The sequence below is a fragment of the Dyella sp. genome, assembly GCF_035277725.1.
In the GTDB taxonomy this organism is placed as follows: domain Bacteria; phylum Pseudomonadota; class Gammaproteobacteria; order Xanthomonadales; family Rhodanobacteraceae; genus Dyella_B.
Genome location: NZ_DATEJY010000124.1, coordinates 41863 through 63669, shown reverse-complemented (window position 1 = coordinate 63669; position 21807 = coordinate 41863). Strand labels below are relative to the sequence as shown.

Genomic DNA, 21807 nt, shown 5'->3' with positions numbered 1-21807 from the left:
GTTTAACCCTCGTCCGAATAGCTGGAATTCGCGCGCGCCCGTTGCGCACGTGCGTGATCGTTGAGCGCGTCTTGCACCGCGCGCTTGACTTGTGATGGTTCGGCGCCACGGGCATCGATGTGCACCTGGTAGGTGTTGCCGGCGGTGCCACGTGCGCCTATCGGGCCGGCGGTGTTGATTGCACTCTGACCGGTACCGGCGGCATCGCGCCCGGCCATCGGCGTGCGTCCGATGGCATCGGCGACCTGGCGCGCACGTTCGCGGTCGCCGGGCATGATCCACTCGATCGATGGACCGCCGGCCATGGCGGGATCGCCACCGAGGTTGCGAATGCGGGCGATCAGATCGCGCACACCCTGTAATTTGTTGCCGATCCAGTCGAGCGTGTTGCGCGCAGCGTTTTCGATGGTTTGCCACATGTCGACAAACCACGCCTTCACCGGCTCCCAGTGCGTGACAGCCCAGCCCGCTGCCGTGCCGATCGCTTCACCCAGCCACACGAACGCACGCACCGCCATGGTGATGGCATCCACGACGGCCGCGATGGACTGGCCCACCAGCGTGCCGAACGCCACGCCGTTCTGCCGCGCAGCATCGAGCTGCTCGCTGGTGGCCTGGAACGGTTGCCACAGTTGCGACACCCAGTTCCATACCGCGGCGAGCACCGGCACCAACGGTGCGAAAAGATCGTGCAGCGCCGCACCGAAACGTTGGAAGGCTGGCCCGACCGTTTGCGTGATCCCTTGGCCGACGCCTTCCAGCCAGGCGCGAATCGGCCCCCAGTATTTGGCGACCACGAAGGCCGCGGCGGCGATCAGCGCGATAAGGGCCAGCATCGGCGCGCTGAGCCCCATCACCGCCACTGCTGCCATACGCGCCCCGCTGATCAGCGCCGGGAACAGGCGGGCCAGGCCGGAAGCCCCGCCGCCACCGCCCAGGGTGAGGCCGCCCATGCGCAGCCCGAAGCGCAGCATCGCGAGCTGCCCGACCAGGCCGCCGAGGCCCACCATCACGCCGCCGATCACCGTCATCAGCACGCCAAGGCTTCCGGCCACCATCACGATGCCCTTGGCGAGCATCGGATGGCTTTGGTTCCAGCTCGTCAGGCCGCGCACCGCCTGCGTGAGTTTTTGCAGGCCCGCGACATAGACCGGCAGCAACTGCGTGCCCAGTTCGCGATAGAGATCGGACTTGCGTGCGAGCAGTTCGGCTTCCTGGCCGCCAGCGGTTTGCGAGGCTTCGTCATAGAGCGCATTGACGCCGTAGGCTTTCGGCGCGGCCGCGAGCTGCTTGGCGATGTTCGCGCGCTCCAGGTAGAGCGAGGCAAACAGGTCACCGCCCTTGCGGCCGGAAAACAGATTGTTGATCTTGCTGATGACCTGTTGGTCGCTGAGCTTCCCGTCCGGGTTGAGCTTGGGCACCACGCGCGTCATCAGGTAGTCGAAGGGATTGGAGCGATACAGGTCGCCTTCTTTGAGTGCATCGGGAAGCATCTTTTTGATGTGCCCTGTCTTGCCGTACTGGATGGCGTCCTTGTTGAGCATGCCGAGCTGCTGCAGTTCTTCGGCTGCTTGCTGCGTGGAGCGTCCTGCGGCCCAGTTCTGATACGCCGTCGCCAGCCCGGTACCAGCGCGATACCCACCCATTTCCTGCATGGTGTGCAACATGCCAAAGAAGAACGATGTGTCATCGAGCTGCTTGGCCGCGATGCCGCCGGTCTTGATCATGTTGAGCAGGTCTTCGGGCTTCACCAGACCGCCGGAGGCGACGTAGGACTGGGTGGCGAAGTCGAGCACGCGTTTCAGCTTGGCGGGATCTTTCGCCGCGCCGCGCAGCTCGGCCACCTTCAGGAGATCCATGAACATGCTTTCGGCGTGCTCGCCATGTCCATCACCGTGACCACTGTTGGCCATCACGGTTTCGATGCCGAATTTCATGCGAGCCAGGTACGGTGCGACCTGTTCGGATTCGTGCATGTCCCGCAGCACCCCGTAACTCTCTTTCAAGAGTTTCAGGTTTTCCGTCGCGCTGGTGCCCATGATGTCCATGCCGCGCGCGAACTTCACCGCATCGGCCACGGTGGCATCGCCCACGCCCATGGCGCGCAACTGCGCCATCTGCGTCTGAAACGCCTTGGCCTCATTCATCGCGGGACTCAGCGCGCCCAGTACGTGCTGGCCGGTCGCCATCGTGGCCAGGCCTCCGACTGCCAGATGCGAGCCGAGCGCCTGGCCGCGCGACAGCGCGTCTCGCGCTGCGCCCATGCGTTGCTGTTGCTGGGTGAGTTTTTGCAACTGGCGCTGCTGCGCTTCCATCTGCTGAGTGGACGCGGCCACGGCGTCGCGCAACTGGCGTTCGTGCTGCGCCAGTTTGCGCGTATCCATGCCGGCCGCGGCCATATTGGCTCGCAGGGTTTGCAAGCGCCGCGTCTGCGCCTGGTACTGCTTGGCCAGCGCATCGGCTTGGCGCCGGGCTGCGTCGAACTCGCGCCGTTGCGCGCGCGTCGGTGCGGTGGTGGCGGCAATCGCCTTGCCCAGCTCCGTGGCGCGCGTGCGCGCGGCGTTCATCTGCGTAGCGAGCTGTTGCGTGCCGGCTTTCAGTTCACGGAAGCCCTTGAGATCCGCTTGCGCCTTTTCCAGCTCCTTCAGGCGCTGGCGTGTTTCGCGCAGCGCCTTGGAGGTGTTGGACGAACTGCCGGCGATGGCGCGTAGCGGCGCGGTGGCCCGATCGATCGCACTCAGCAGCACGCTTAATTTCAGATCCATCAGTCCTCCACGCCGTTGCGAAGGCGCGCCTGCTCGCGCCAGTCCATCAATTCGGTCACGTCCATCGCATCCATCACCGGTGGTGCCCAGTGGAACACCACCGCGATATCGGCCATCGCGTCTTCTACGCGCTGGGGTAGCCCTCGCGGTTCGCTCTCGTCAACAAAAAACCGGATACCTCCACACCGAATTGGGTGAGGTCAGCCGGGTCCAGGTTGGCGACGTCGGCCTTGGTCAAGGTGGGCTGCGTAATGCGCGGCAGGATGACTTCCAGCGCGGCGACGTCCATGTGCAGCAGGTTCACCAACTGCGTGCCGCGCAGCTCGCCGGATTTGGGCTTGCGCACGGTGACGTCGGTGATGGTGGTGGTGCCGCGCTGGATCGGTTCTTCCAAGGTGATGGTGGCGGTGGTCTTGCGTTCGCTCATAGCGGAAATTCCTTGGCGTAAGGGGAGAGGCCGCGCCCGTCAGGACGAAGCTGGGGAAGGGGATTACCAATGGCCCATCGCGGCGCGCTGCGCGGCAAGGATGTCGAAGCCATCGACGATGTAAATGTTGTTGAGCACGTCGATTTCATACAGCACCACGCCGTCGACGCTTTCCTTGTAGTAGACGAGCGGCATGGTGAATTTGGTTTCCGACGATTCGCCGGTTTTCGCATCGCCGCGGTCGATCTCGCTGTAGCGGCCACGGCCGACGATTTCCACCGCCTGATAGAAGCCGGTGTCGTCCGCCTGGTACGCCGCGGCCCAGCGCAACTGCACCGCGCCCACCGAGGTGGCGCCGAACTGACGCAACGCGCTGCGCAAATAGCCACCGGCGGCGAACGACAGCTCCAATGCCTCGCCGCCCATGTCGACCTTGACGGACGAATCCAAGCCGCCGGGGCGGATGTCTTCCATCTTGCGCGCGAGCTTGGGGAGCGTGAGGCTGTTGACCTGGCCGATGAACGATTCACCGTTCTGGAAGGTGTCGAAGTTCTTGAGCTTTCGGGGTAAACCCATGGTGCTATCCTCAAATGGTCATGGGGAAGCCGGGGCTTGCCGGTGGCGGTCGCCACCGGCAAGTTTTAGGCGTTGTTGGTGGCCGTGATCGCGGTCATGAGGTCCGCGATGTAGCTGTCGGTGAAGGTCTGCCTCAAGGTGAGGTCTTCCATCGGCGGTACCGGCGTAAAGTCGTAAGAGAGTTTCAGCTTGCCGACCTTGACGTTGCTCTTGTCGTTAAGCGACGGATCGAACCAGCAGCGCGCGCCAAGCAGAAAACCTTCACGGACCAGGGCACCCAGCTTGGCGTTGATCGCTTCGATCAGATCGCGCACGAGGCTCGCGTGCATGGGTTTGTCGCTGTACTCGAACACGCCTTCGCCGATCGTCGCCGCGACAATCTGCGCCGAGCGCGTGTAGCTCTCGAAGATGTAGTCACCGTCATCGCACGTGCGCGAACCCCAGAAGCGGAAGCCGTTGCGGTGGATGAGCGTGGTGATGCCCGCTTCGTTCAAGAGGTCGGCGTCGGTGCCTTCGGTGAGGTAGTCGAAGTACACGTCGGCGCTGATGCCAGTCACACCATTCACCGGTACGTTGGAAATCACCTTGTGCCAACCGGTGGTCTGGTCGATGGCCGCACGCAGGCCCAGCGCGATGGCAATCGTCTGCGCCGCCGCGGTGGTCTTGGTCGTGGTGTCGAAGCCGGTGAAACCCGGCCAGATCAGCATCAGCTCGCGTGCGCTGAACTGCTTACGGTAGGCGAGTGCTTCGGTGATCGTCGTGCAGCCGTGGCAGGACGCATAGGCGAAGGCGCTGAGCTTCTTCGCGGTGATGGCAATCTCCTGCGCCACCTCCATGGTGTCCAAGCCCGGTGCGCCGATCAGGCGCGGGCGAAGGCCCACGCGTTGCTCCGCCGTCAGCAAGGCTTTCAAGCCCGTGTAGCGGCCTTGGGCATTGACGGTGCCGATGACGTTGGCGGTGGTGCTCTTCTCGTCCTCGCCTTCCGCCACACGCACGACAATCACCGGGCAGCGCACCTGGTTGTCGATGTCCTGCAACGTGCGGGCCAGAGTGCCCTTGATGCCGGCGGCGGCAATGCCGTCTTTCGCTTGGGTCAGCAGCACCGGTGTGTCCAGCGGAAACCGGTTGGCGTCCGCATCCGTGCCGGTGACGACGATGCCGATCACGGCGGTGGAGACCGTTTGCAGAGTGAGTAGGGCGTCGGTGGTTTCTTCGATCCGCGCGCCGTGGTGGTAAGCCGTAGACATGGATTAAGCCTCGTCGGTGGTGGGGTATCAGGCCGCGCTGCCGTCGGGCGCGGAGAGGATCGGCGGCGCGGTGAGCGCATCGGCCGGTGGTTCGACGCCCAGCGCCTCGATGACGTGGTGCGTGCCGTCAGCGGTCCAGTAGGTGATGCCGCGATAGTCCGCGACGATGCCCCAGCCCTCGTGCAGGTCGTTCCACTGCGGCGCCTGGTGTGCGCTCACGGCAGGCGGTGCCATCGTCGTGAGCGTGTCGGGCAATGGCTCGCGTGGTGGGGGAGGTACCGCGCGCTGCCCGGTGGCTTTGGACCACACGGGCGTGCGGCTGAAATCGGGCAGCTGACGCCAGGTATGCGACGTGTCGTCCCACACATTCGTCAGCGGTGTATCGCTACGCAGGACGGGCGGCGGTTCGGCCGTGACGCCGGGCGGCAGCGCCTCGCCGAGCGCGAGGGTGTTGGCGGTCGGGGTGCCGGTGGCGGTCTCCCACAGCATGCAGCGGCGAAAATCCGGGACGATCTCCCACGCTGTGCCGGCGGGGTTGAGTCGCGCGCGTTCGTGCGTGCCGAGCTTTGAGGGCGGCGGCATTTCCACGACATTGCGCGGCAGGAAATAGGTGGCTTCCAGCGGCGAGAGAAACACCTCCACGACACCGAGATACTCGCGCGTGGTGTCGTCGAAGCTGTAGGCCGCTTTCGACGCGGGTAGCGACGAGGTGTCGTTGTCATCCATGCGTGACCTCCAATCAGTAAGCGATGAAATGGAACATGTGCGTACCGGCGGCGAGGTTGTCGCTGCCGCCGGCTGCGGCGATGGTGAGCGTGTGGCTGTGGCTGCCGCCGTTGGCGAGCGTCGCGCTGTGACCGTGATCGCCGACCGCAGCGATCGAGATGGTGTGCGAGTGCGCACCGGCACCGTTCATGCCGATGTTGTGACCGTGGTTGCCTTGCCAGTCGGTACCGAAGTTGTGCGCGTGGTTGCCGGCGTCGTTCGTTTGCCGCTGCGTGCTGCGGAACGCAGGACCACCGCCGCCGACGTAGCTCGATCCCGAGCCGTCGCCAAACAGGTTGTTGAGCGTGACGTGGGAGTGTTGGCCTTGCGCGTCGGTGGAACCGCTGTGCGCGTGGTTGCCTTGTCCATCCGTCCACGCACCGTGGGCGTGGTCCCCCACACCGCTCGCACTCGCCCCGTGACTGTGGCTGCCGCCGGCCGTGAGCGTCACGGTGTGAGCGTGATCACCGGCCGTCGCGGCGCTCGCGCCGTGCGTGTGCGTCAGCAACGCACCGGCGCTGTACGTGCCCACCTTGCTGGCATCGAGGGTGGCCTTGATCACCGTGCCTTCGCCAAGGCGTGGCACGTTGAACGTGGTCACCCCATCACCCGCACCGTAGGTGGTGCCGATGGCGGCGAAGAGATCGGCGTACTGTGTACGTGAGATGGCGGCACCGTTGCACAGCAGCGTGTAGGGCGGTGCTTGTTGGCCAGCGGTGACGATGATTTGCCCCGGCACGTAACGCACGCGTGCATCGAGCTTGGCGGCGAGTGCGGCGACCAGGCCGACCACATCATCCATCGCATGTGTGTGCTTGGATGGCGGAAAGGTCGGGCCGATGGTGTTGAGAAAGTCCGCATTGGTCGCGATGGCCAACAGCCGTTTCGCGTAATCGGTCGGTGCGCCGTTGCCGAGCCGTGTATTCAAGGCGGCCAGCAGGTTGGTGGACGTCAGCGCCTTTTGCGCGTCGCGCCCGGCCTTCGCCTCGTCGTCGCTGGCGAGCTTCACGACGCCGAGTGTGTCGGTGGTGGCGGCAGGATTGACGAAGGTGGTATCGCCGAACGTGATTTGACTGGCCGATACCGATGCGAACTGCACGTCGCACGCAAGCAGCATCACGGCACCGGCGGATTTTTCCACGATGACGTCGGCTTGGCCGTAGGACGCAAACAGCGTCCCGTCCGCGAGATAAAACCCGAAGCCGCGCACGCTGTAGACGTCTTTGCTCGCGTCGCTGATCGTGACGTGGATCGTGTCCGCCGCCGTCGCGCCGCCGGCAATCGACGCGATGCGTTTGATTTCATCCGGCACCGGTTGGCCCGATGGGAAGGCGCTCGCGGTGACCGTGGCGTACGCGATGCGCACGGCGTTGGTGCCATCGCCTTGGGCGTTGCGCAGCGCGGCGCGGCCGGCGTCGGTGATGGAGAACAGTAAAGCGGCCACGTTAGACGGCTCCCGCGAATTGAAGGTGCGCATACGCCACCGCGCGGCCGGTGGCGATCACGCCCACGCTCGCGCGGGCGTTGAGCCCTTGGGTAAACGTGAAGTGGTCGCGCGCGGATTTCGTGCGGCTGACTTCAGCGATGACGTCATCGACAAACGCCGCGGAGGTGTCCTGCGCGTCATCCGTCAGCGTTAAGGTCAGTTGGAAGGTGTACGGCTCGCCTTCGGGTTCCTGCTCGAACCACGGGCGCACCACGACGTGACCGCCAAAGGACGCGACCACATCCTCCACCGATTGCGCGGTGCCTTGCTGACGCGCGATGGCGAGCGCGTGGCGCACGCGCATGCGCTTGACGGCTTCGGACCAGTACGGCTTCCAACTGCGCACACCGAGCGACCAGGCAAGCCATGGCAGGAACTTGGCCGGGATCGTGTCGGGATTGGCGAGCGTGGCCAGGGATGTCTCGAAGCCGAGCAGATCCGCGCAGACCTGTGCGAACGCGCGTTCCATCGGCGTGGCGTTGGGCGGCAGAAGATTATTCACCCACGCCTCCCGGCGTGATCGTCACGCGGGTGCAGTAGGCCGCTTCGGTGTCGCTCACCACGAGCGTGGCGTTCGGTGTCAGGTCGAGGACGTCTTCCACGCCGGGCACTTTTAGCGCGGCATAGAGACCGGAGAGCGTGATGTTGCGGCCGATACGGCGCGACTCGGCGAGGTACTTGGCCACGCTGTCTTTCGCCGCCTGCAGCACCACATCCGAATCGGGACCGGCAAAGAACAGGAGCCGTGCGGCCAGGGCGAAAGGACGGCTCACCACCGCCTGCACGATGACCTTGTCGGTGAGCAGGCGCCGCGTTTTCACTGTGATGTAGTCGGTGACGGTTTGCAGCAGTTCCGGCCAGGGTGTGCCATCGCCATCGCGTGCCATGACCGACACCACCACCGTGCCGGGTTCAGGGCTGGTGACCTTGGCATCGAGCACCTGGCCGGACGCACTGCGCGCCAGAAATTCGTAGGCATCGGCCGGGCCGGCGGTGGAGTAACCGGACGGCGCAAGCTGGCAGCGGTACAGGAGATCGTCGTCGGACTCGTAGACGGCCGCGATACCCTTTTCGGGAATGGCCGGGCTGATCAGCAGACGTTTCACGCCAAGGTTGGCCGCCCAGTTGTCCAGGTCCTTGCCGCGTGCCGTGGGCAAGAAGCACGCGCGCGCATCGTCGTTTTTCTTTTGGCGCTCCTGCAGCACGATGTATGCGAGCACCTGAAGATTCTTGCGGATCGGGTCCGATTCCACCGTGGCGGTGTAGGCGGGCCAAAGCTGCGTCATGCGGTTTTCGGCCATCGCGAGAATCGCCTCGTAATCGAGCGATTCCACGACATCCGGCAGCGGGAGCTGATTGAGCTGGATGGCGTCCGTCATGCGCGCGCTCCGGGCAGCGTGACAGGGACGGACAGCTCCACCGCGGCGCCCGTGTCGGCGCGAGTACCCATCAGGTCCAGCACCCAGCGGCCGGCCATTGCATCGACCACGGACAGCGCAACACGCTTCACCGTAATGCGTGGCTCCCAGCGCATCAGCGCGGTGGCGGTCGCCGCGTAGAGCTGCACACGCGTGGCGGCATTGGCCGGTGCGTCGATCAGGTCTGGAACACGGCTGCCGTAGTCGCGGCGCATAAGGCGCGTGCCCACGGGCGTGGAAAGAATGTCGGCGATGGACTGCGCCAGGTGCGCGTCGCCATTCAAGGCTTTGCCGGTGCGTGCGTCCATGCCCATCATGGCAGTGGCTTCCCGCTTGTGTCAGTGCCGCTCTTCACCAAGCCGTGCGGGTGATTGGTGAGGCTGATGTTGCCGGCCTTGACGTCTGCGTCGCTGGTGACGTCCTGCCGGGCGTGAACGGTTTGCTCGAAGGTCGCCGCGTGCGACACGCTGAGCTGACCGTCAATGTCCACATTGCCGGTCAAGGTGAAGCCGCCTGGCGCGGTGATTTCCACGCGACCCGTGGCGGGCAGCTTTCCCTTGAGGAGATGCGCGGCCTGGTCATAGAGCAACACCGCACCATCGCCGAAGGCCATGACGACCGTGTTGGCGTTGGCGTCGTCGGGAATGTCGAAGGCGTCGCAAAAGATGCCGCCGATCGCAATGGCTGCACCCAAGTCACCATTGGGCGAGAGCACCAGGACTTGCTCGCCGATATCCGGCGGCGACCATGTCTTGGTTTTGCCGGCGCGCGCGGATAGCCATGGAATTGGGCGCGTGAGCAAACCGCCGACTTGGACCTGCACGCGCTTACCGGCGACGGCTTGCACCGTGCCGAAGCGGATCAGGTTGGCGAGTTGGCGCAGGATGTCATCGGGCATGTTCAGCATGCTGCGGACATAGATGCCAACGCGCAGCTGTAGTTCGTTCTGTATTGCGCAACGCAGAACAATTCACTGGAGTAGCCGATGCTCCTATTATTTGACCATCGCTAGATAAGCGTGACAGGGGTACGGGATATGGAGCTTCAGGAAATTCGCGGAATTGTTGACGCAACGCCGTCCCTTATTGAGGGTTGCGGGGGTGATCTGGAGCGCCTTTACGCATATGTCGGTTTAGATTTTCAAACCACCGTTCACCAGCTCAATACGGTTTCGGATGCACTCTACGAACGCATCCGAAGCAGCTTTATCAGTAGTCGTTCAGAAGCGTGGCGTCTTTGCCGGACGCTCAAGGCGGATCTAATTAGAGAGCACGTTATTCGCGGTGTGGCGCTAGATCCCTATTTTGAGGTTATCAGCCACCTTCAGGATGCGCTGCGTGGTAATGAAACGAGAAATTGTGAAGGCCCAAATGATTGGAGGGCTGCAATCCGGGCGGCGCGGGATCACATTGAAGTAAGCAATTGGAGGCAGACAAATAACGAGCAAATTTATGCGCGTGAATTTGCTGTGGCGAGAGCCGGTAAGTTTCTCGATAGCCTCGGGTACGGTATCCGGTTGGCTCCTGATTTCATTGGTTTGGAAGATGCGGCAGAAACTGCGTTAGTCGCAGAAATAGAGAAGCTCGTATCTCAACTTGGAGGGCTCAACCTAGCTAGAAAAATCTTTGAATTTATATCGCCGGTCTATGATGCTGACATGCAGAGATATCATATCGTTCCCAATATCTCTGTGACGGGAGGAGGTGCGCCTCAAGTTCCTTGGGGTTATCTACTTCAGCTCGCAGTTAAGCATATTGATGGGAGGAAGCCATATTTAAATTTTGATAGCCACTGGCCTAGACTGTTGAAGCTAGTCACAGGATATGCTGCAGTCATTGATGTCCAGCCATACACCCATTCTGCTTGGTTTGGTTTTGATGCAACGGGCCTAATAAAATTCCTCCAGGAACAAGCGCTTTACGATTCAATCTTTCGATTTCCACAGTTGCGAAGTTCGGATGTGTTGAAGCTTTGCCGAGGAGCGCTTGCGTTTTTAGATGGTGGCGCTATCACCCCTGGGGGATGGTCGCTAGATGATGCCTTCGACGTAATCGGTCATCTTGTGGATCCAATGCATGACGTCCGAGGGCCAGTAATCGTAGAAGAAGCAAATATTAAGCGAGCTCTTCGGCATATTCCCGGAAATAGAGTAACTACTTTCCTTCGTGACGTGCTGTCCCATCCCCTAGAAGGGCCAAATCAGAAGTTCTCTCGGCCGACAGACGCACCGATGCCAACGGATAGAGCAAGAGGCGCAGACTTTTACCTCAAGCCGCTCATTCGGCGCTCGGGAGGTCGCTATCTGATAGTTGATCGGTCAATGTGCGGCTGGGGATATCTAGAAGCACTAATGACATCTTTGCGAGACCATTGTCACGAATTCGACAAGAAAGTTGGATTGGCTGTTGAAGGCTTTATCCAAGCGGAACTCGCGGGCCATGGCGTTCCATCAGTGAGCGGCAGCTATAGTCTGGCTGGCGAGGAAGGTGAGTGCGATTTAGTCGCAATAACATCGAAAGATTTAGTCTTCATGGAACTGAAAAAGAAATCTTTGACTCGGCGGGCTAGGGCCGGCTCGGATGCTGATCTTTTATTGGATCTTGCCGGAAGTTTGCTCGCGGCACAGGCCCAACTCGGGTGGCATGAGCTACGTATTGTCCAAGCCGGATCGTTGGACCTCACACGCGACATAATGCGGCATCATCTTTCGCTTGACGGACGCGGTGTCGAGAGAGTTGCCGTCGGATTGATGGACTTTGGCAGCTTCCAGGATCGGATAATGTTGAAGCACTTCTTGGAAGCTACGCTCAGGGTTGAGTTCAACTCAAAAGATGTGAGCTACGCCAAGCGCTTCAAAGAGATGAACGAAGCGCTAGGGGAGATTAGAGAACAGTTTTCGAAGGCGTACGATGGTAAAGCTGAGGTCCATCAGCCCTTTTTTAACTGTTGGTTCGTGAGCGTGCCCCAGCTCTTAATTTTCCTGGACGAAGTAACAGGGGCGGACAGCTTCAGAGACACGCTCTGGAGATACAGGCATATGACCTACGGTACGTGTGACTTGTATTTTGAAGTTTCAAAGATCAGGTCGTTGGCGAAGGGAGCCGATCGCTCGATTTGATTCCTTTGGCGGGGTGAATCACTTATGAGTGCAGGAATTTCAAAGCGCAGTCGCGTATCAATTGGCTATCGGCAGTGGTGAACCCCAATAACGGCCGAGCGGGATACCTTGCCGTCGGCCCATCCGGCGCCACACGATCCCTGCCACCTTCCTGATGTACGCGCGCCAGACGGGCCACGCGTCCGAAAAAGCCCACTTCTGTGCCTTCGCTGGTGACGTTCGTTTTCAGCCATCGCGCGGTGCGAAGCTTAACGAACATGTCCCCGTTTCGACGCCGGATCGCACCACGCTTCCCGCGCAGTGTGGGAGCGCGCTTGCGTGCAGTGTAGGGCGTGCCGTCCGGCGCCACCTGGGCGGCGATGCGCTGCTGTTGCGCGCGGCGCAGATCGAGGGCGATCGCGCGCGCGAGCTGCCGCCGTTGCGCCGGCGCAAGCTTGGCCAGCAGTGGTGCGGCCCACAGTTCCAGTTGCGTCAGGTCGTCGGCCACAGCCATGCGCTTGTCGGGTCAGCCGGGGGCTCGGCGGGATGATTCAACGTGCCGTCGTTGTTGGCGTAGATAGCTTCGGTGAGATCGATTTCGATGACGACGTCGGCTAGCTCGGAGGTCATCAGTTCGCACTCGAAACGAATGCCGCGCTCGGCCTGCGCCGGGTTCTTCAGCATGTCGGGCTGTTCCACCGCCACCCAGGCGATGACTGCCTTGGCCAAGCCATCCATGTCGCCCGCGAAGTCCTGCAGGATCGCGGTGAGCTGGTAGCTGTATTGCCACCCCGCGTTTTCGGTACCAGTGGCAACGAGCTTGCCTTTCTCCACAAAGATCGACAGACGCTGCGGATCGTTGGCGAGATCCGGCAATGCAGCGAGCAAGGCGACACGGAAGCGCTCTGGCTTATTCATGGTGTCGGTTCGCTGTTAGGGGGCGCTTCAAGTCGATCCAGCACCGCATTCAACTGCTCGCGGATTTCAAGACAGGTGCCGTAGTTGGCGGCGATGACGTCGGCGGCGCGAGAGGCTGTAATGTCGGAGGCCTGCGCATCAGTATCTCGGGCAGGGCCGGGCAAGCCATGCGTAGCGGCGGCGTCGTGCACGCGGACAAAGCCGCGAGGCAAAGGAAAAGCGCGATCTGTGGCAGGCGTGACATAGGTCGGAATCTCCCGCTGAAGCGTTTGCGTGGTGTCGTGGACCACGCGCACGCGGTCCACGTACTGGGTGACGATCTTCACGTCGCGCCGCATGGCCGATGCATCAAACAACGCGGCGAAGGTATTGGCCTCGGCTTTGGTCAGGCGGGACGACAGGGATGTGGTTTCGTGACGCTGCCAAGCGATCACGGCCAGCGCTGCGATCAATAGCGCGGCCAGGATGCCTGCCAAGCATTTGAGTACGAGATTCATGCGGCTTGGACCTCCTGTGGCGCGCTGGCGTCTTCCAGGCGGCAGCGCGCGATGTCGCAATTCACGCTGTCGAGTTCGACGCCAATGAAATGCCGCCCTTCGATCAGTGCGGCCACACCGGTGGTGCCGCTGCCGGCGAAGGGATCCAAAATCACGCCGCCCGGTGGGCATACCTTCACGATCGTGCGCATCAATTCCGTGGGCTTGCCGGTGACGTGATGCTTGTCTTTCTGGCGGATCGATTCGACGTGATAGCCGGGCAAGTAGCCGACCTCGATCCGTGGCGGCATGTCGCCCTTGCTGCCCCACACGGCATATTCGGCGCCATTGCGGAAACGGCCGGGACCGCTGGGGCGTCCGGCGGGTTTCAGCCACGGCACGATGCCGCGCCAGGTGGCACCGGCCGTTTGCAGTGCATCGGTAGTGCTGGGAAGTTGCCGCCAGTCGGTGAAGAGCACCACGGGCGAGCCAGGCTTGGCGACACGCAAGGCTTCGGTGAGCCACAGCGTGACCCACAGCGTCCAGCTTCGCTGATCGCGATTGTCACCGCTGAAGCCGTGGTAGTCGCGTTGCGTGCCGGTCTGCACGTATTTCTTGACTGGGGACTGTTGGCGTTGTGCCATGTGCAAGCCGCCGGAGCTGTACGGCGGATCGGTGATGATCGCGTCCACGGACGCATCGGGAAGGGTACGCAGGAAGGAAAGGGCTTCGCCCTGATGCAACTGATACGACAAGGGTCTACATCTCCACACGGTTGAGCACCCAGCCAAAGAGATACTTTCGCTGGGACGGTTTGGATTCGGTGATGGCGAGATAGCGCTCGGCCTGGATGCCATTGAGGCCGCGCATCAGTACGGTGATGCCTTGCGGTCCACGCCAGCGCAGAAACGTGCGCAGCGCGTCGAGCGTGACGGCACCAATGCGGCCGTCCACGTGCAGATCGCCATAGCGGCTGCCGGTATCGTTAAAGCCATTGAGCCAGCGCTGCAGAAACATGGCGGCGATCGCGGTGCCCATGTTGACGCCGGTATCGATCAGCTCCGCGCCGACGTTGGGCTCGATGGCGAACACGTCCGCGAAACGCGGTTCATCCACGTAACGCTTGCGATAAATGGCGCGCGCCACCGCTTCGGGCATGTCTTTCATCGGGCCTGTGTAGCCATAGGCGCGCGCCGATGCGACGGTGATGCCCCACTTGGTTTCCTTGCCGGCATCGTCGGGGTCGTTGGTATAGGCGTCCCAGCCTTCGGCTTTCATCACGTGGGTGATGAGGGACTCGATACGCTGTTCGGGGAAGGCGATCACCACGTGTCCCTCCGCCAGATCCACGCGAGCCAGGCGCGCGGCGCACGCAACACGTGGGCGAGGTTGCCGCGATGGATGACCAGCAGGATCGCGAGGGCGACGGTCAGCAAGGCTTCCAGCGGCCCCGGCGGCGGGCGAATGCCACATAGGAGTTTGACGGCGGTAGTGGTGCACGCGACGACGAGGAGCCACGACGCCCACGCAATGGCATGGCGATGACGCGAGTGGCCACGGCGGAAGGTGAGCAAGCGCAGCACGATGACGAGGCAAGCCATCAGTTGCAGCAGGGACCAAACGCCGATCAGCGCGAAGGGCAGGGGCACGGTTCAATCTCCTTTGCGGAACAGGGTGGCGAGGTCGAACGTCTTGGCGCGTTCGATCAGTTGCATGGTCAACGTGACGACGAGCGCGCCGGCCAGGAAGGCCGCGATAGCCGTGCTGTGCAGCGGCACGTGCGCGAGAACCTCGGGCGCGGCGAGGTAACCCACCACGGTGCTGATGACGAGATAGATCACGCGCCGCATCAGGGGCAGGTCGCGCGAGCTGGTCACGAACAGCGCCGCGCCCGCGACCGCGCCGACCAGGGCGTTGCCGTCGATGCCAGGCAGCAGCGCGGTGGTGGCGGTCGCGGTGCCCAGTGCGGCGGAGGTCGCGAGGGTGGCGAGGGCAGGCTCGGACATCATCAATCCCATAGCTGGAGAGTGGCGAGCACACGCGTGCCGACGTCTTGCGCGTCGGGAATCAGCACAGGCGTGCCCATCGGGAGGACCGGGCCGAGTGCTGCGAGGCCGCGGTTCAATTCGTAGACCGTTTCAACCACGCCGGCCGTCACGCCGAACGTGCGCCAACAGATCGCATCGACGGTATCGCCCTGGCGTGCGTAGACCGTCTGCGCCATTCAAAGCAGCTCCACCACATTGCGCGGCCGGCCGAGAATGTCGGCGACCGCCCAGCGCGCATTGCGCCGGAAATCGTCGGCCGAATCGCTTTCGCCTTGGCCGCGATAGTCACCCGCACGCGTGTTGTCCCAGTCGCGGTATTTCTCGGCGATATCGGCTTGCACGGTGCTGGCGACGGCGCGCAGATACCGGTGCACCAACGCGCTCGCGCCCGCGATGGTTTCGCCGACGTCGGCGGCGTTGTCCCAGCCTTCGCCGATGCGCGCGGCTTTGTAGGTCGCCAGCTGCGTGTTGACGTCCAGGATGGCTTCGATCGCACTCGCGCGCAGTCGCTCGGCCGTGACGTTGCCGGTGAGGCGTGTGGAGGCGCGCAGCATGGCGAGGTCCACGTCTGGCCAGAAGCCGTCGTTGGTGATGACGCCTTCGTTGTTGTTGGGGATGGCGAGGGTGCCGCCGTTCGCAATCACGCTGCCCATGGAAGTCCTTTAAAAAATCCGGCGGTGGACGGGGGGCACGGCATGCGTCATGCGCATCGTTCGCCACCCGTGCCGCCGGGGCGCCGGGGGGGAGGCTCAGGGGCCGCGCGAACGCGGCGAAGGGTTGCCGGCGGACGGGCCGGAGTCCGAATTGCGCAGTCGCCGTTCCAACTGCTCGATGTCTTTTTTCGCGCCCACCTTGTCGTTCAATTCCACCGCGCGGCGCAGATGGTCCAGCGCGCGTTGCGGCGTTTGCTCGGCCTGGTGACGGCCGATGGCAAAGTGAAGCTTGGCGCGTACCTGATCGGGCATGTCACGCATGGCGGTCAGAGCCAGGATCGTTTCCAGCACGTCGATGTCGAACGGCTTGCCCGCGTCGTATGCCTTGAGCGCCTGCACCGCCGGCTCTTCGGCCACCAGCGTGGCCGGCGTGCGCTCGAAGCGATCCGGCAGCGACAGGTTGTGGTCGAGCACGTAGCGCGCGACATCGAGCGCACCGCTGTAATCGCCGATATCGATGCGCCAGGTCAGCACGTAGCCGATCACGTCATCCTGCACACCCTGGCCGCTGGCGAGCACGCCGGCCACGTAATCGTCGTAATCGGGCAGGATCTCGCGCTTGATGGCGATCTTGCGTTCGACCGATTGCACCTGGTGCAACCGGCGCCGGTCGGCGTCGAGCTTGGCGCGCATGAGGTTGTGCGCGCGGGAGGTGGACGCATCCACCGCCGCGCCGGGCGCCGCTTGCGCGGTCGCCCGTTTCGCTTCCACACGCATCAGGTGCGCTTGAGCGGGAGACAAGCCCATGATCAGCCGCCCGTCTTCACCGACCAGTCGCCCAGCACGATGTTTTCCACCAGTACCGCGCCTTGCAGGCGTTCGACCACGTAGGCGTCATTGCTCGACTGGTAATCGGCCACCTGGTCGTAGTCGGGCTCGTCGCGCAGCAGCCGACGGCGTGCACCGGCCTGGTAGTAGATCGAGAGATTGTCCGGGCGCGTGATCAGCAGCGAGTTGCCGGGGAAGTAGGGCAAGCCCAAACCCTGCAGGCCGCCCATGGTTTTCTGGCTGACGAGAATTTGCGTGGCCAGTTCATCGGTCGCGCGCTGCTGCTGGTTGATCTTCGGAAAATACTTGTCGTGCATCAGCTTGCGGCCGACGTGCACGCGCAGGCCCGTGTCTTCCTGGAACCAGGGCGCCAACAGCAGGATCGCGTCGTAGACCAATGCATCGAGGTTTTCGTAGTCGCCACCCGGACCCACGCGCACCTGCTTGCTGTCGGCCTTGGCTTCCGTCATCACCTGGGCCGGTGCTTGCTCACGCAGGATTTGCAGCCAGCCCTTGTTGACGTCCTGCAACAAGGGGTTCTTGGCGATATCGGTATCGTCGGCGACGCTCGTGCCGTTCCAGCCGATCATCAAACGGTCCAGTGCTTGCTGAGTGACCAGCATGGCGGAGAGGCGCGTCTGGAAATCCGGAAACTTCGCCCACGCATCGAGTGTGGCGTAGGGGAAGGACGTGTCAAAGTTGGTCTGGTAGCAGGTGTAGGGCTGCGCATCCATGTCGCCCATATAGCGCGGCTGACGCTTTTTATTCGCGCTCGTCTTGGTGCGGCTGGCCACGGGACCGGCCACGCCAAGATGCAGCTTTTCGCCGGTCTTCTCGGTGACCGGGTGAACGTTGATCAGCTTCAGGTAATCGCTCGACTCCTGGATGCGATTTTCCATCGTCTGCTGCACGGACGGCTGCACGTCGAATTTCTCGGACGCGCTGGTCACGCCGTTGAGCTTCGCGACCTGGGTAGAGAGGGCATGGAACTTGACGCGGGTTTCGTTCTTCATGGGTGTCCTTGTGTGAAGGCGTGGAAGGCGAGGCGCACAGGAGGGATCAGAAGTCGGTGAGCGCGTCGTCGGTGCCGGTCGCCAGGGGGCGAGTGGCGGTCGTGGCCGGCGTGGTGTGGAACAGCCGCTCCAACGCGTCCACGCGCGCGGTCACGTCCGTGATGCGCTGGGCACTGGCATTAAGCGTGGTGTCCACCTGCTCGAACTGGCGCGCGGTCTGTGCGCTTTGTGCTTCGCCGTGCTCGGCGATTTCTTCCAGCGCCGATTCGATATCGCCAAAGCGGCGGTTGTCGTTGGTATCCTTGCGGGTGAAGAGCTTGCGCACGCGCTCCAGAATGCTCGGCGCTTCGCTGTCGTCGGTGAATTCGATCAGCGTTTCCACCGCTGCCGAGAAATGGTTGTCCGGGTGTAGCTTGCGCGCGGCGAGGGGATTGGCGGTCGGGTTGGAGGCCGCAAATTGCAGCATTTCGGTGCCGAGGCTGGCCGGGTTATCGGTGACGGCCAGGCCCACCAGGTACGCCTTGCCGCTGTCGGCAAATTTCGGGTTGACCTCGATCGAGGTGAAGACCTTCTGGCCCTTTTGCGTGAGGTTGACCAGGTCATCGGTCGGCGTGATCACCGCGAACAGTTCCAGCTTGCCCTCGGCGTTCTGTTCCTGCGACAGCGCATCGACAAAGCCGTAATTGCGGAACGGACCATCCGGCAACAGCCCACGGATGTGTTCAAGGTTGATCGTGGCGCGGTATTTGGCCGGGTCGTAGCTGTCGGCCATCTGCGTAATCCATTCGCGCTGGATAGTGCGGCCGTCAACGGTCGCGCCTTCGGTGGCAACGCGGAATTTCTTGGACTTCTTCATACACGGGGCCTCGGCGTAATCGATTCGTGGAGTCCTCGCCAGCATCGGGACCGTCGTTCACACCGGCAATAAAGCGCGGTTCTGTACGCCGCCATGCAGAACACCCCGCCGCCCAGCCCCCGCATGCGCGTCCCTACGCTGTCGCCATGCTCATTCCCGCCGTCGGCACCGATCCCCGCACGCTCGCGCGCAGCCTGTATTTCCAGGGCTGGAGCGTGACGGCCATCGCCGAGCAGATCGGCCAGGCGCGTTCCACCGTGGAATCGTGGAAACAGCGCGACGGCTGGGCGAACGCGAAACCGATCGATCGCGTGGATGCGGTGCTGGAAGCGCGCCTATGCCAGTTGATCGCCAAGGACCGCAAGGACGCGCACGACTTCAAGGAAATCGACCTCTTGATGCGCCAGGTCGCGCAGATTGCGCGCGTGCATCGTTATGAGGCGCCGGGCGGTCACGAAGGGCACCTCAACCCGAACGTCGCGAATCGCAATGCGAGGCCGAAAAAGAAGCCGCTCAAGAACGACTACAGCCCCGAGCAGGAAACGCGGCTGGTGGAAGCGTTCATGGATTCGCTGTTCGCCTACCAGCGGACCTGGTACGACGCCGGCCTCGCGCAGCGCATCCGCAATATCCTGAAGTCGCGCCAGATCGGCGCGACCTGGTACTTCGCGCGCGAGGCGCTGGTCGATGCGATCACGACCGGGCGCAATCAGATTTTCCTGTCGGCCAGTCGTGCGCAGGCCGATGTATTTCGCCAATACCTCACGCAGTTTGCGAAGGAGGCGGCCGAGATCGAGCTGAAAGGCGATCCGATCACCCTGCCAAACGATGCCTCGCTGTACTTCCTCGGCACCAACGCACGCACGGCACAGAGCTATCACGGCAACCTGTATTTCGACGAATACTTCTGGGTGTACGCCTTCCAGACGCTGCGCAAAGTTGCGTCCGGTATGGCGATCCATAAGAAATGGCGGCAGACGTATTTCTCCACCCCATCGGCGCTAAGCCATGACGCCTATCCCTTCTGGTCGGGCGCGCTGTTCAACAAGGGCAGGGCGAAGGCGGATCGCGTCGAGATCGACATCAACCACGTGGCGCTGGTGAATGGTCTCGCGTGCGCAGACGGCCAGTGGCGGCAGATCGTGACCGTACTGGACGCGATGGCCGGCGGCTGCAACCTCTTCGACATCGACCAGTTGCGCCTGGAATACAGCGCTGAGGAATTCCAGCAGCTCTTGATGTGCGAATTCATCGACGACTCCGCGTCGGTGTTTCCGTTCTCCCTGGTGCGTCGCTGCATGGTCGACAGCTGGGAGGTGTGGGACGACTTCCGTTCCTATGCGCCGCGTCCGCTCGGCGATGCACCGGTGTCCATCGGCTTCGACCCTTCCAAGGGCACGAGCGGCGGCGATCCGTCGGGTTGTACGGTGAACGCGCTGCCCTCATCCATGCGGGACATGTTCCGCGTGGTGGAGAAACACCAATGGCCAGGTCAGGACTTCGACGCGCAGGCCGGCAACATCAAGCGCCTTTGCGATGTGTACAACGTCGCCGATATCGCCATTGACACTACCGGCATGGGCACCGGCGTGTATCAGTTGGTGAAGCAGTTCTTTCCCACGGCGCGCGCGATCCAGTATTCGCCCGAATCCAAGGCGCTGATGGTGATGAAAGCGCAGGACGTCATGGGCAAGGGACGCCTGGAATGGGACGCCGGCTGGACCGATCTCGCCGCGGCCTTCATGGCGATCCGCAAAACCCTCACCCCGAGCGGGCGGCACGTCACCTATGACGCCAGCCGCTCGGCCGATGTCGGCCACGCGGATCTCGCCTGGTCGGTGATGCATTCCCTTATCGTCGAACCGCTGGAAGGCCGCGCGGCCAACAGCCAAAGCTTCATGGAGATTTCCTGATGGGCAAGCGCAAGACCACCCGGCCGCAGGCCGACGTTGCCGCGACCACAACCGCTAAGGCGCATGCCTTCACCTTCGGCGAACCGGAGCCGATCGACCGCGCGTCGCTGCTGGACTACGTACAGGTGTGGAACAACGGGCGCTGGTACGAGCCGCCCATCAGCGCGTTGGGGTTGGCCAACATGTTGCGCACAGCGCCGCATCATTCCTCGGCGATCTTCATCAAGCGCAATTTGCTGGTGTCGTCCTTTATCCCCACACCGTACCTGTCCGTGGCCGACTTCGAGGCATTCGCCACCGACTACCTGGTCTTTGCGCATGCGTACCTGGAACAGATCCCGGCCATGTCCAAGCGGCTGCTGCGGCTCAAGCGGTCACCGGCGTTGTTCACACGTGTGGGTGTCAACGGCGGGCCGTGTTGGTTCGTGCCGTACACGGGCGAGGCGTTCCAGTTCGAGAATCCGGTGTGCCAGCTCATGGCGCCGGACGTCAGCCAGGAAATCTACGGCGTGCCGGAATACTTGAGCGCCTTGCATGCGGCGCAGCTCAATAAGTCGGCGACGCTGTTCCGGCGCAAGTATTACGACAACGGCTCGCATGCGGGTTTCATTCTCTACATGACCGATGCGGCCCAGCAAACGGCCGACATCGATGCGCTCCGCGATGCGTTGAAAAACTCGAAGGGACCGGGGAATTTTCGGAACCTGTTCATGTACGCGCCCAACGGCAAGAAAGACGGGCTGCAGCTCATTCCGATCAGCGAGGTCGCGGCGAAGGACGACTTTGCCTCGATTAAGAACACCAGTCGCGATGACATCTTGGCTGCGCATCGCGTGCCACCGCAGTTGCTGGGGATGATTCCAACCAATGCGGGCGGCTTCGGTGATGTCGAGAAGGCAAAGCAGGTGTTTGTTGAAAACGAGATTGCCCCGATTCAAACCAAGCTGACCGGGCTCAACGCGCTCATCGGCGTCGATGCGTTTAGATTCAAGTCTTTCGTTGCGTAATGTAGATGATGCTCGATAGCGCATCGTTTCGTTTCTTGCGCACCGTCTCTGGTGAGAAACACAGTTATCATATTGATAGCGAAATGCTGAGTGCGGAAGGGATGAGCTGGCAGAGCGCGCGCTGAAGGTCATTCATGGGGTCGGTGTGTGTAACCGGAGCAACATGCTGATCGAGGTTGAGTGCTGCCGAGATGAGCTTGTCGAATGCCAGTAGCTACCGGAGGCCGAGATAAGGTTCGTTTGATGGCGTGAACACGATGGGCGTGTCATTCATGGCATGCTTGGTTCCCCATTCTGAGCTTTCGAAGGTTGCT

26 protein-coding genes are annotated in these 21807 nt (G+C 62.6%); 3 read left to right on the top strand and 23 right to left on the bottom strand.

Annotation, left to right across the window (positions count from 1 at the left end; translation table 11 throughout):
* Positions 1-2: 2 nt before the first annotated feature.
* The 11 genes from VJR68_RS11645 to VJR68_RS11595 all read right to left on the bottom strand — a co-directional run bounded on the left by VJR68_RS11645 (position 3) and on the right by VJR68_RS11595 (position 9582).
* Positions 3-2765 carry a hypothetical protein gene (locus tag VJR68_RS11645; RefSeq protein ID WP_324147841.1) on the bottom strand — a complete coding sequence of 921 codons (2763 nt, stop codon included), beginning with the start codon at positions 2763-2765 and terminating at the stop codon, positions 3-5.
* Complete coding sequence (locus tag VJR68_RS11640; protein WP_324147840.1) at positions 2765-2881, bottom strand: GpE family phage tail protein; 117 nt, start codon at positions 2879-2881, stop codon at positions 2765-2767. The genes VJR68_RS11645 and VJR68_RS11640 overlap by 1 nt, the downstream gene beginning before the upstream one ends.
* Positions 2882-2889: 8 nt before the next feature.
* A complete protein-coding gene (locus tag VJR68_RS11635; protein WP_324147839.1) occupies positions 2890-3192 on the bottom strand; it encodes a phage tail assembly protein in 303 nt (100 codons plus the stop codon).
* A 63-nt stretch (positions 3193-3255) separates the two neighbouring features.
* Positions 3256-3768: a phage major tail tube protein gene (locus VJR68_RS11630; RefSeq protein WP_324147838.1), complete on the bottom strand. Its 513-nt coding sequence runs from the start codon at positions 3766-3768 to the stop codon at positions 3256-3258.
* 65 nt (positions 3769-3833) lie between these two features.
* Entirely contained in the window at positions 3834-5015 is a 1182-nt protein-coding gene (locus tag VJR68_RS11625; protein WP_324147837.1) for a phage tail sheath subtilisin-like domain-containing protein, read from the bottom strand.
* Positions 5016-5042: 27 nt separating this feature from the next.
* Entirely contained in the window at positions 5043-5741 is a 699-nt protein-coding gene (locus tag VJR68_RS11620) for a phage tail protein (protein WP_324147836.1), read from the bottom strand.
* Positions 5742-5754: 13 nt separating this feature from the next.
* On the bottom strand, positions 5755-7224 hold the full coding sequence (locus VJR68_RS11615) for a tail fiber protein (protein WP_324147835.1): 1470 nt from the start codon (positions 7222-7224) through the stop codon (positions 5755-5757).
* 1 nt (position 7225) lies between these two features.
* Entirely contained in the window at positions 7226-7768 is a 543-nt protein-coding gene (locus tag VJR68_RS11610) for a phage tail protein I (RefSeq protein ID WP_324147834.1), read from the bottom strand.
* Positions 7761-8645: a baseplate assembly protein gene (locus VJR68_RS11605; protein ID WP_324147833.1), complete on the bottom strand. Its 885-nt coding sequence runs from the start codon at positions 8643-8645 to the stop codon at positions 7761-7763. Before VJR68_RS11605 ends, VJR68_RS11610 begins: the two co-directional genes overlap by 8 nt.
* A complete protein-coding gene (locus VJR68_RS11600; RefSeq protein ID WP_324147832.1) occupies positions 8642-9001 on the bottom strand; it encodes a GPW/gp25 family protein in 360 nt (119 codons plus the stop codon). Before VJR68_RS11600 ends, VJR68_RS11605 begins: the two co-directional genes overlap by 4 nt.
* Entirely contained in the window at positions 8998-9582 is a 585-nt protein-coding gene (locus tag VJR68_RS11595) for a phage baseplate assembly protein V (protein WP_324147831.1), read from the bottom strand. The genes VJR68_RS11600 and VJR68_RS11595 overlap by 4 nt, the downstream gene beginning before the upstream one ends.
* A gap of 138 nt (positions 9583-9720) precedes the next feature.
* Between VJR68_RS11595 and VJR68_RS11590 the strand changes: the two genes are divergently transcribed.
* Positions 9721-11802: a hypothetical protein gene (locus VJR68_RS11590; protein ID WP_324147830.1), complete on the top strand. Its 2082-nt coding sequence runs from the start codon at positions 9721-9723 to the stop codon at positions 11800-11802.
* A gap of 22 nt (positions 11803-11824) precedes the next feature.
* Here the strand turns inward: VJR68_RS11590 and VJR68_RS11585 are convergent, their stop codons facing one another.
* From VJR68_RS11585 to VJR68_RS11530, 12 genes are all read right to left on the bottom strand, one after another.
* Positions 11825-12295: a phage virion morphogenesis protein gene (locus VJR68_RS11585; RefSeq protein ID WP_324147829.1), complete on the bottom strand. Its 471-nt coding sequence runs from the start codon at positions 12293-12295 to the stop codon at positions 11825-11827.
* Positions 12274-12699, bottom strand: a complete 426-nt coding sequence (locus VJR68_RS11580) for a phage tail protein (RefSeq protein ID WP_324147828.1) — start codon at positions 12697-12699, stop codon at positions 12274-12276. The genes VJR68_RS11585 and VJR68_RS11580 overlap by 22 nt, the downstream gene beginning before the upstream one ends.
* Positions 12696-13175 carry a hypothetical protein gene (locus VJR68_RS11575; protein WP_324147827.1) on the bottom strand — a complete coding sequence of 160 codons (480 nt, stop codon included), beginning with the start codon at positions 13173-13175 and terminating at the stop codon, positions 12696-12698. Before VJR68_RS11575 ends, VJR68_RS11580 begins: the two co-directional genes overlap by 4 nt.
* Before the next feature lie 17 nt (positions 13176-13192).
* On the bottom strand, positions 13193-13930 hold the full coding sequence (locus tag VJR68_RS11570) for a site-specific DNA-methyltransferase (protein ID WP_324147826.1): 738 nt from the start codon (positions 13928-13930) through the stop codon (positions 13193-13195).
* A 4-nt stretch (positions 13931-13934) separates the two neighbouring features.
* Positions 13935-14504: a glycoside hydrolase family 108 protein gene (locus VJR68_RS11565; protein ID WP_324147825.1), complete on the bottom strand. Its 570-nt coding sequence runs from the start codon at positions 14502-14504 to the stop codon at positions 13935-13937.
* The gene (locus VJR68_RS11560; RefSeq protein WP_324147824.1) at positions 14498-14824 is read right to left on the bottom strand and encodes a phage holin family protein; all 327 of its coding nucleotides are present in this window, start codon (positions 14822-14824) and stop codon (positions 14498-14500) included. Before VJR68_RS11560 ends, VJR68_RS11565 begins: the two co-directional genes overlap by 7 nt.
* Before the next feature lie 3 nt (positions 14825-14827).
* Positions 14828-15181 carry a putative holin gene (locus VJR68_RS11555; protein ID WP_324147823.1) on the bottom strand — a complete coding sequence of 118 codons (354 nt, stop codon included), beginning with the start codon at positions 15179-15181 and terminating at the stop codon, positions 14828-14830.
* A gap of 2 nt (positions 15182-15183) precedes the next feature.
* The gene (locus VJR68_RS11550) at positions 15184-15399 is read right to left on the bottom strand and encodes a tail protein X (RefSeq protein ID WP_324147822.1); all 216 of its coding nucleotides are present in this window, start codon (positions 15397-15399) and stop codon (positions 15184-15186) included.
* Complete coding sequence (locus tag VJR68_RS11545; protein ID WP_324147821.1) at positions 15400-15876, bottom strand: head completion/stabilization protein; 477 nt, start codon at positions 15874-15876, stop codon at positions 15400-15402. It lies immediately after the preceding gene.
* Positions 15877-15972: 96 nt separating this feature from the next.
* Entirely contained in the window at positions 15973-16683 is a 711-nt protein-coding gene (gene gpM, locus VJR68_RS11540) for a phage terminase small subunit (RefSeq protein ID WP_324147820.1), read from the bottom strand.
* A 2-nt stretch (positions 16684-16685) separates the two neighbouring features.
* Positions 16686-17717 (bottom strand): phage major capsid protein, P2 family, encoded by a 1032-nt coding sequence (locus VJR68_RS11535; protein WP_324147819.1) that lies wholly within the window; start codon positions 17715-17717, stop codon positions 16686-16688.
* A gap of 46 nt (positions 17718-17763) precedes the next feature.
* On the bottom strand, positions 17764-18573 hold the full coding sequence (locus VJR68_RS11530; RefSeq protein ID WP_324147818.1) for a GPO family capsid scaffolding protein: 810 nt from the start codon (positions 18571-18573) through the stop codon (positions 17764-17766).
* A 146-nt stretch (positions 18574-18719) separates the two neighbouring features.
* On the opposite strand from VJR68_RS11530, the gene VJR68_RS11525 reads away from it, so the two are divergent.
* Together VJR68_RS11525 and VJR68_RS11520 are read left to right on the top strand one after the other, a co-directional pair.
* Entirely contained in the window at positions 18720-20486 is a 1767-nt protein-coding gene (locus VJR68_RS11525; protein ID WP_324147817.1) for a terminase large subunit domain-containing protein, read from the top strand.
* Complete coding sequence (locus VJR68_RS11520; protein ID WP_324147816.1) at positions 20486-21493, top strand: phage portal protein; 1008 nt, start codon at positions 20486-20488, stop codon at positions 21491-21493. Before VJR68_RS11525 ends, VJR68_RS11520 begins: the two co-directional genes overlap by 1 nt.
* Positions 21494-21807: the final 314 nt, after the last annotated feature.

Coding starts and splice junctions, on each gene's coding strand:
- VJR68_RS11645 (WP_324147841.1), bottom strand. CDS start 2,765: ATGGATCTGAAATTAAGCGTGCTGCTGAGTGCGATCGATCGGGCCACC.
- VJR68_RS11640 (WP_324147840.1), bottom strand. CDS start 2,881: ATGGCCGATATCGCGGTGGTGTTCCACTGGGCACCACCGGTGATGGAT.
- VJR68_RS11635 (WP_324147839.1), bottom strand. CDS start 3,192: ATGAGCGAACGCAAGACCACCGCCACCATCACCTTGGAAGAACCGATC.
- VJR68_RS11630 (WP_324147838.1), bottom strand. CDS start 3,768: ATGGGTTTACCCCGAAAGCTCAAGAACTTCGACACCTTCCAGAACGGT.
- VJR68_RS11625 (WP_324147837.1), bottom strand. CDS start 5,015: ATGTCTACGGCTTACCACCACGGCGCGCGGATCGAAGAAACCACCGAC.
- VJR68_RS11620 (WP_324147836.1), bottom strand. CDS start 5,741: ATGGATGACAACGACACCTCGTCGCTACCCGCGTCGAAAGCGGCCTAC.
- VJR68_RS11605 (WP_324147833.1), bottom strand. CDS start 8,645: ATGACGGACGCCATCCAGCTCAATCAGCTCCCGCTGCCGGATGTCGTG.
- VJR68_RS11600 (WP_324147832.1), bottom strand. CDS start 9,001: ATGATGGGCATGGACGCACGCACCGGCAAAGCCTTGAATGGCGACGCG.
- VJR68_RS11595 (WP_324147831.1), bottom strand. CDS start 9,582: ATGCCCGATGACATCCTGCGCCAACTCGCCAACCTGATCCGCTTCGGC.
- VJR68_RS11590 (WP_324147830.1), top strand. CDS start 9,721: ATGGAGCTTCAGGAAATTCGCGGAATTGTTGACGCAACGCCGTCCCTT.
- VJR68_RS11585 (WP_324147829.1), bottom strand. CDS start 12,295: ATGGCTGTGGCCGACGACCTGACGCAACTGGAACTGTGGGCCGCACCA.
- VJR68_RS11580 (WP_324147828.1), bottom strand. CDS start 12,699: ATGAATAAGCCAGAGCGCTTCCGTGTCGCCTTGCTCGCTGCATTGCCG.
- VJR68_RS11555 (WP_324147823.1), bottom strand. CDS start 15,181: ATGTCCGAGCCTGCCCTCGCCACCCTCGCGACCTCCGCCGCACTGGGC.
- VJR68_RS11550 (WP_324147822.1), bottom strand. CDS start 15,399: ATGGCGCAGACGGTCTACGCACGCCAGGGCGATACCGTCGATGCGATC.
- VJR68_RS11545 (WP_324147821.1), bottom strand. CDS start 15,876: ATGGGCAGCGTGATTGCGAACGGCGGCACCCTCGCCATCCCCAACAAC.
- gpM (WP_324147820.1), bottom strand. CDS start 16,683: ATGGGCTTGTCTCCCGCTCAAGCGCACCTGATGCGTGTGGAAGCGAAA.
- VJR68_RS11535 (WP_324147819.1), bottom strand. CDS start 17,717: ATGAAGAACGAAACCCGCGTCAAGTTCCATGCCCTCTCTACCCAGGTC.
- VJR68_RS11530 (WP_324147818.1), bottom strand. CDS start 18,573: ATGAAGAAGTCCAAGAAATTCCGCGTTGCCACCGAAGGCGCGACCGTT.
- VJR68_RS11525 (WP_324147817.1), top strand. CDS start 18,720: ATGCTCATTCCCGCCGTCGGCACCGATCCCCGCACGCTCGCGCGCAGC.
- VJR68_RS11520 (WP_324147816.1), top strand. CDS start 20,486: ATGGGCAAGCGCAAGACCACCCGGCCGCAGGCCGACGTTGCCGCGACC.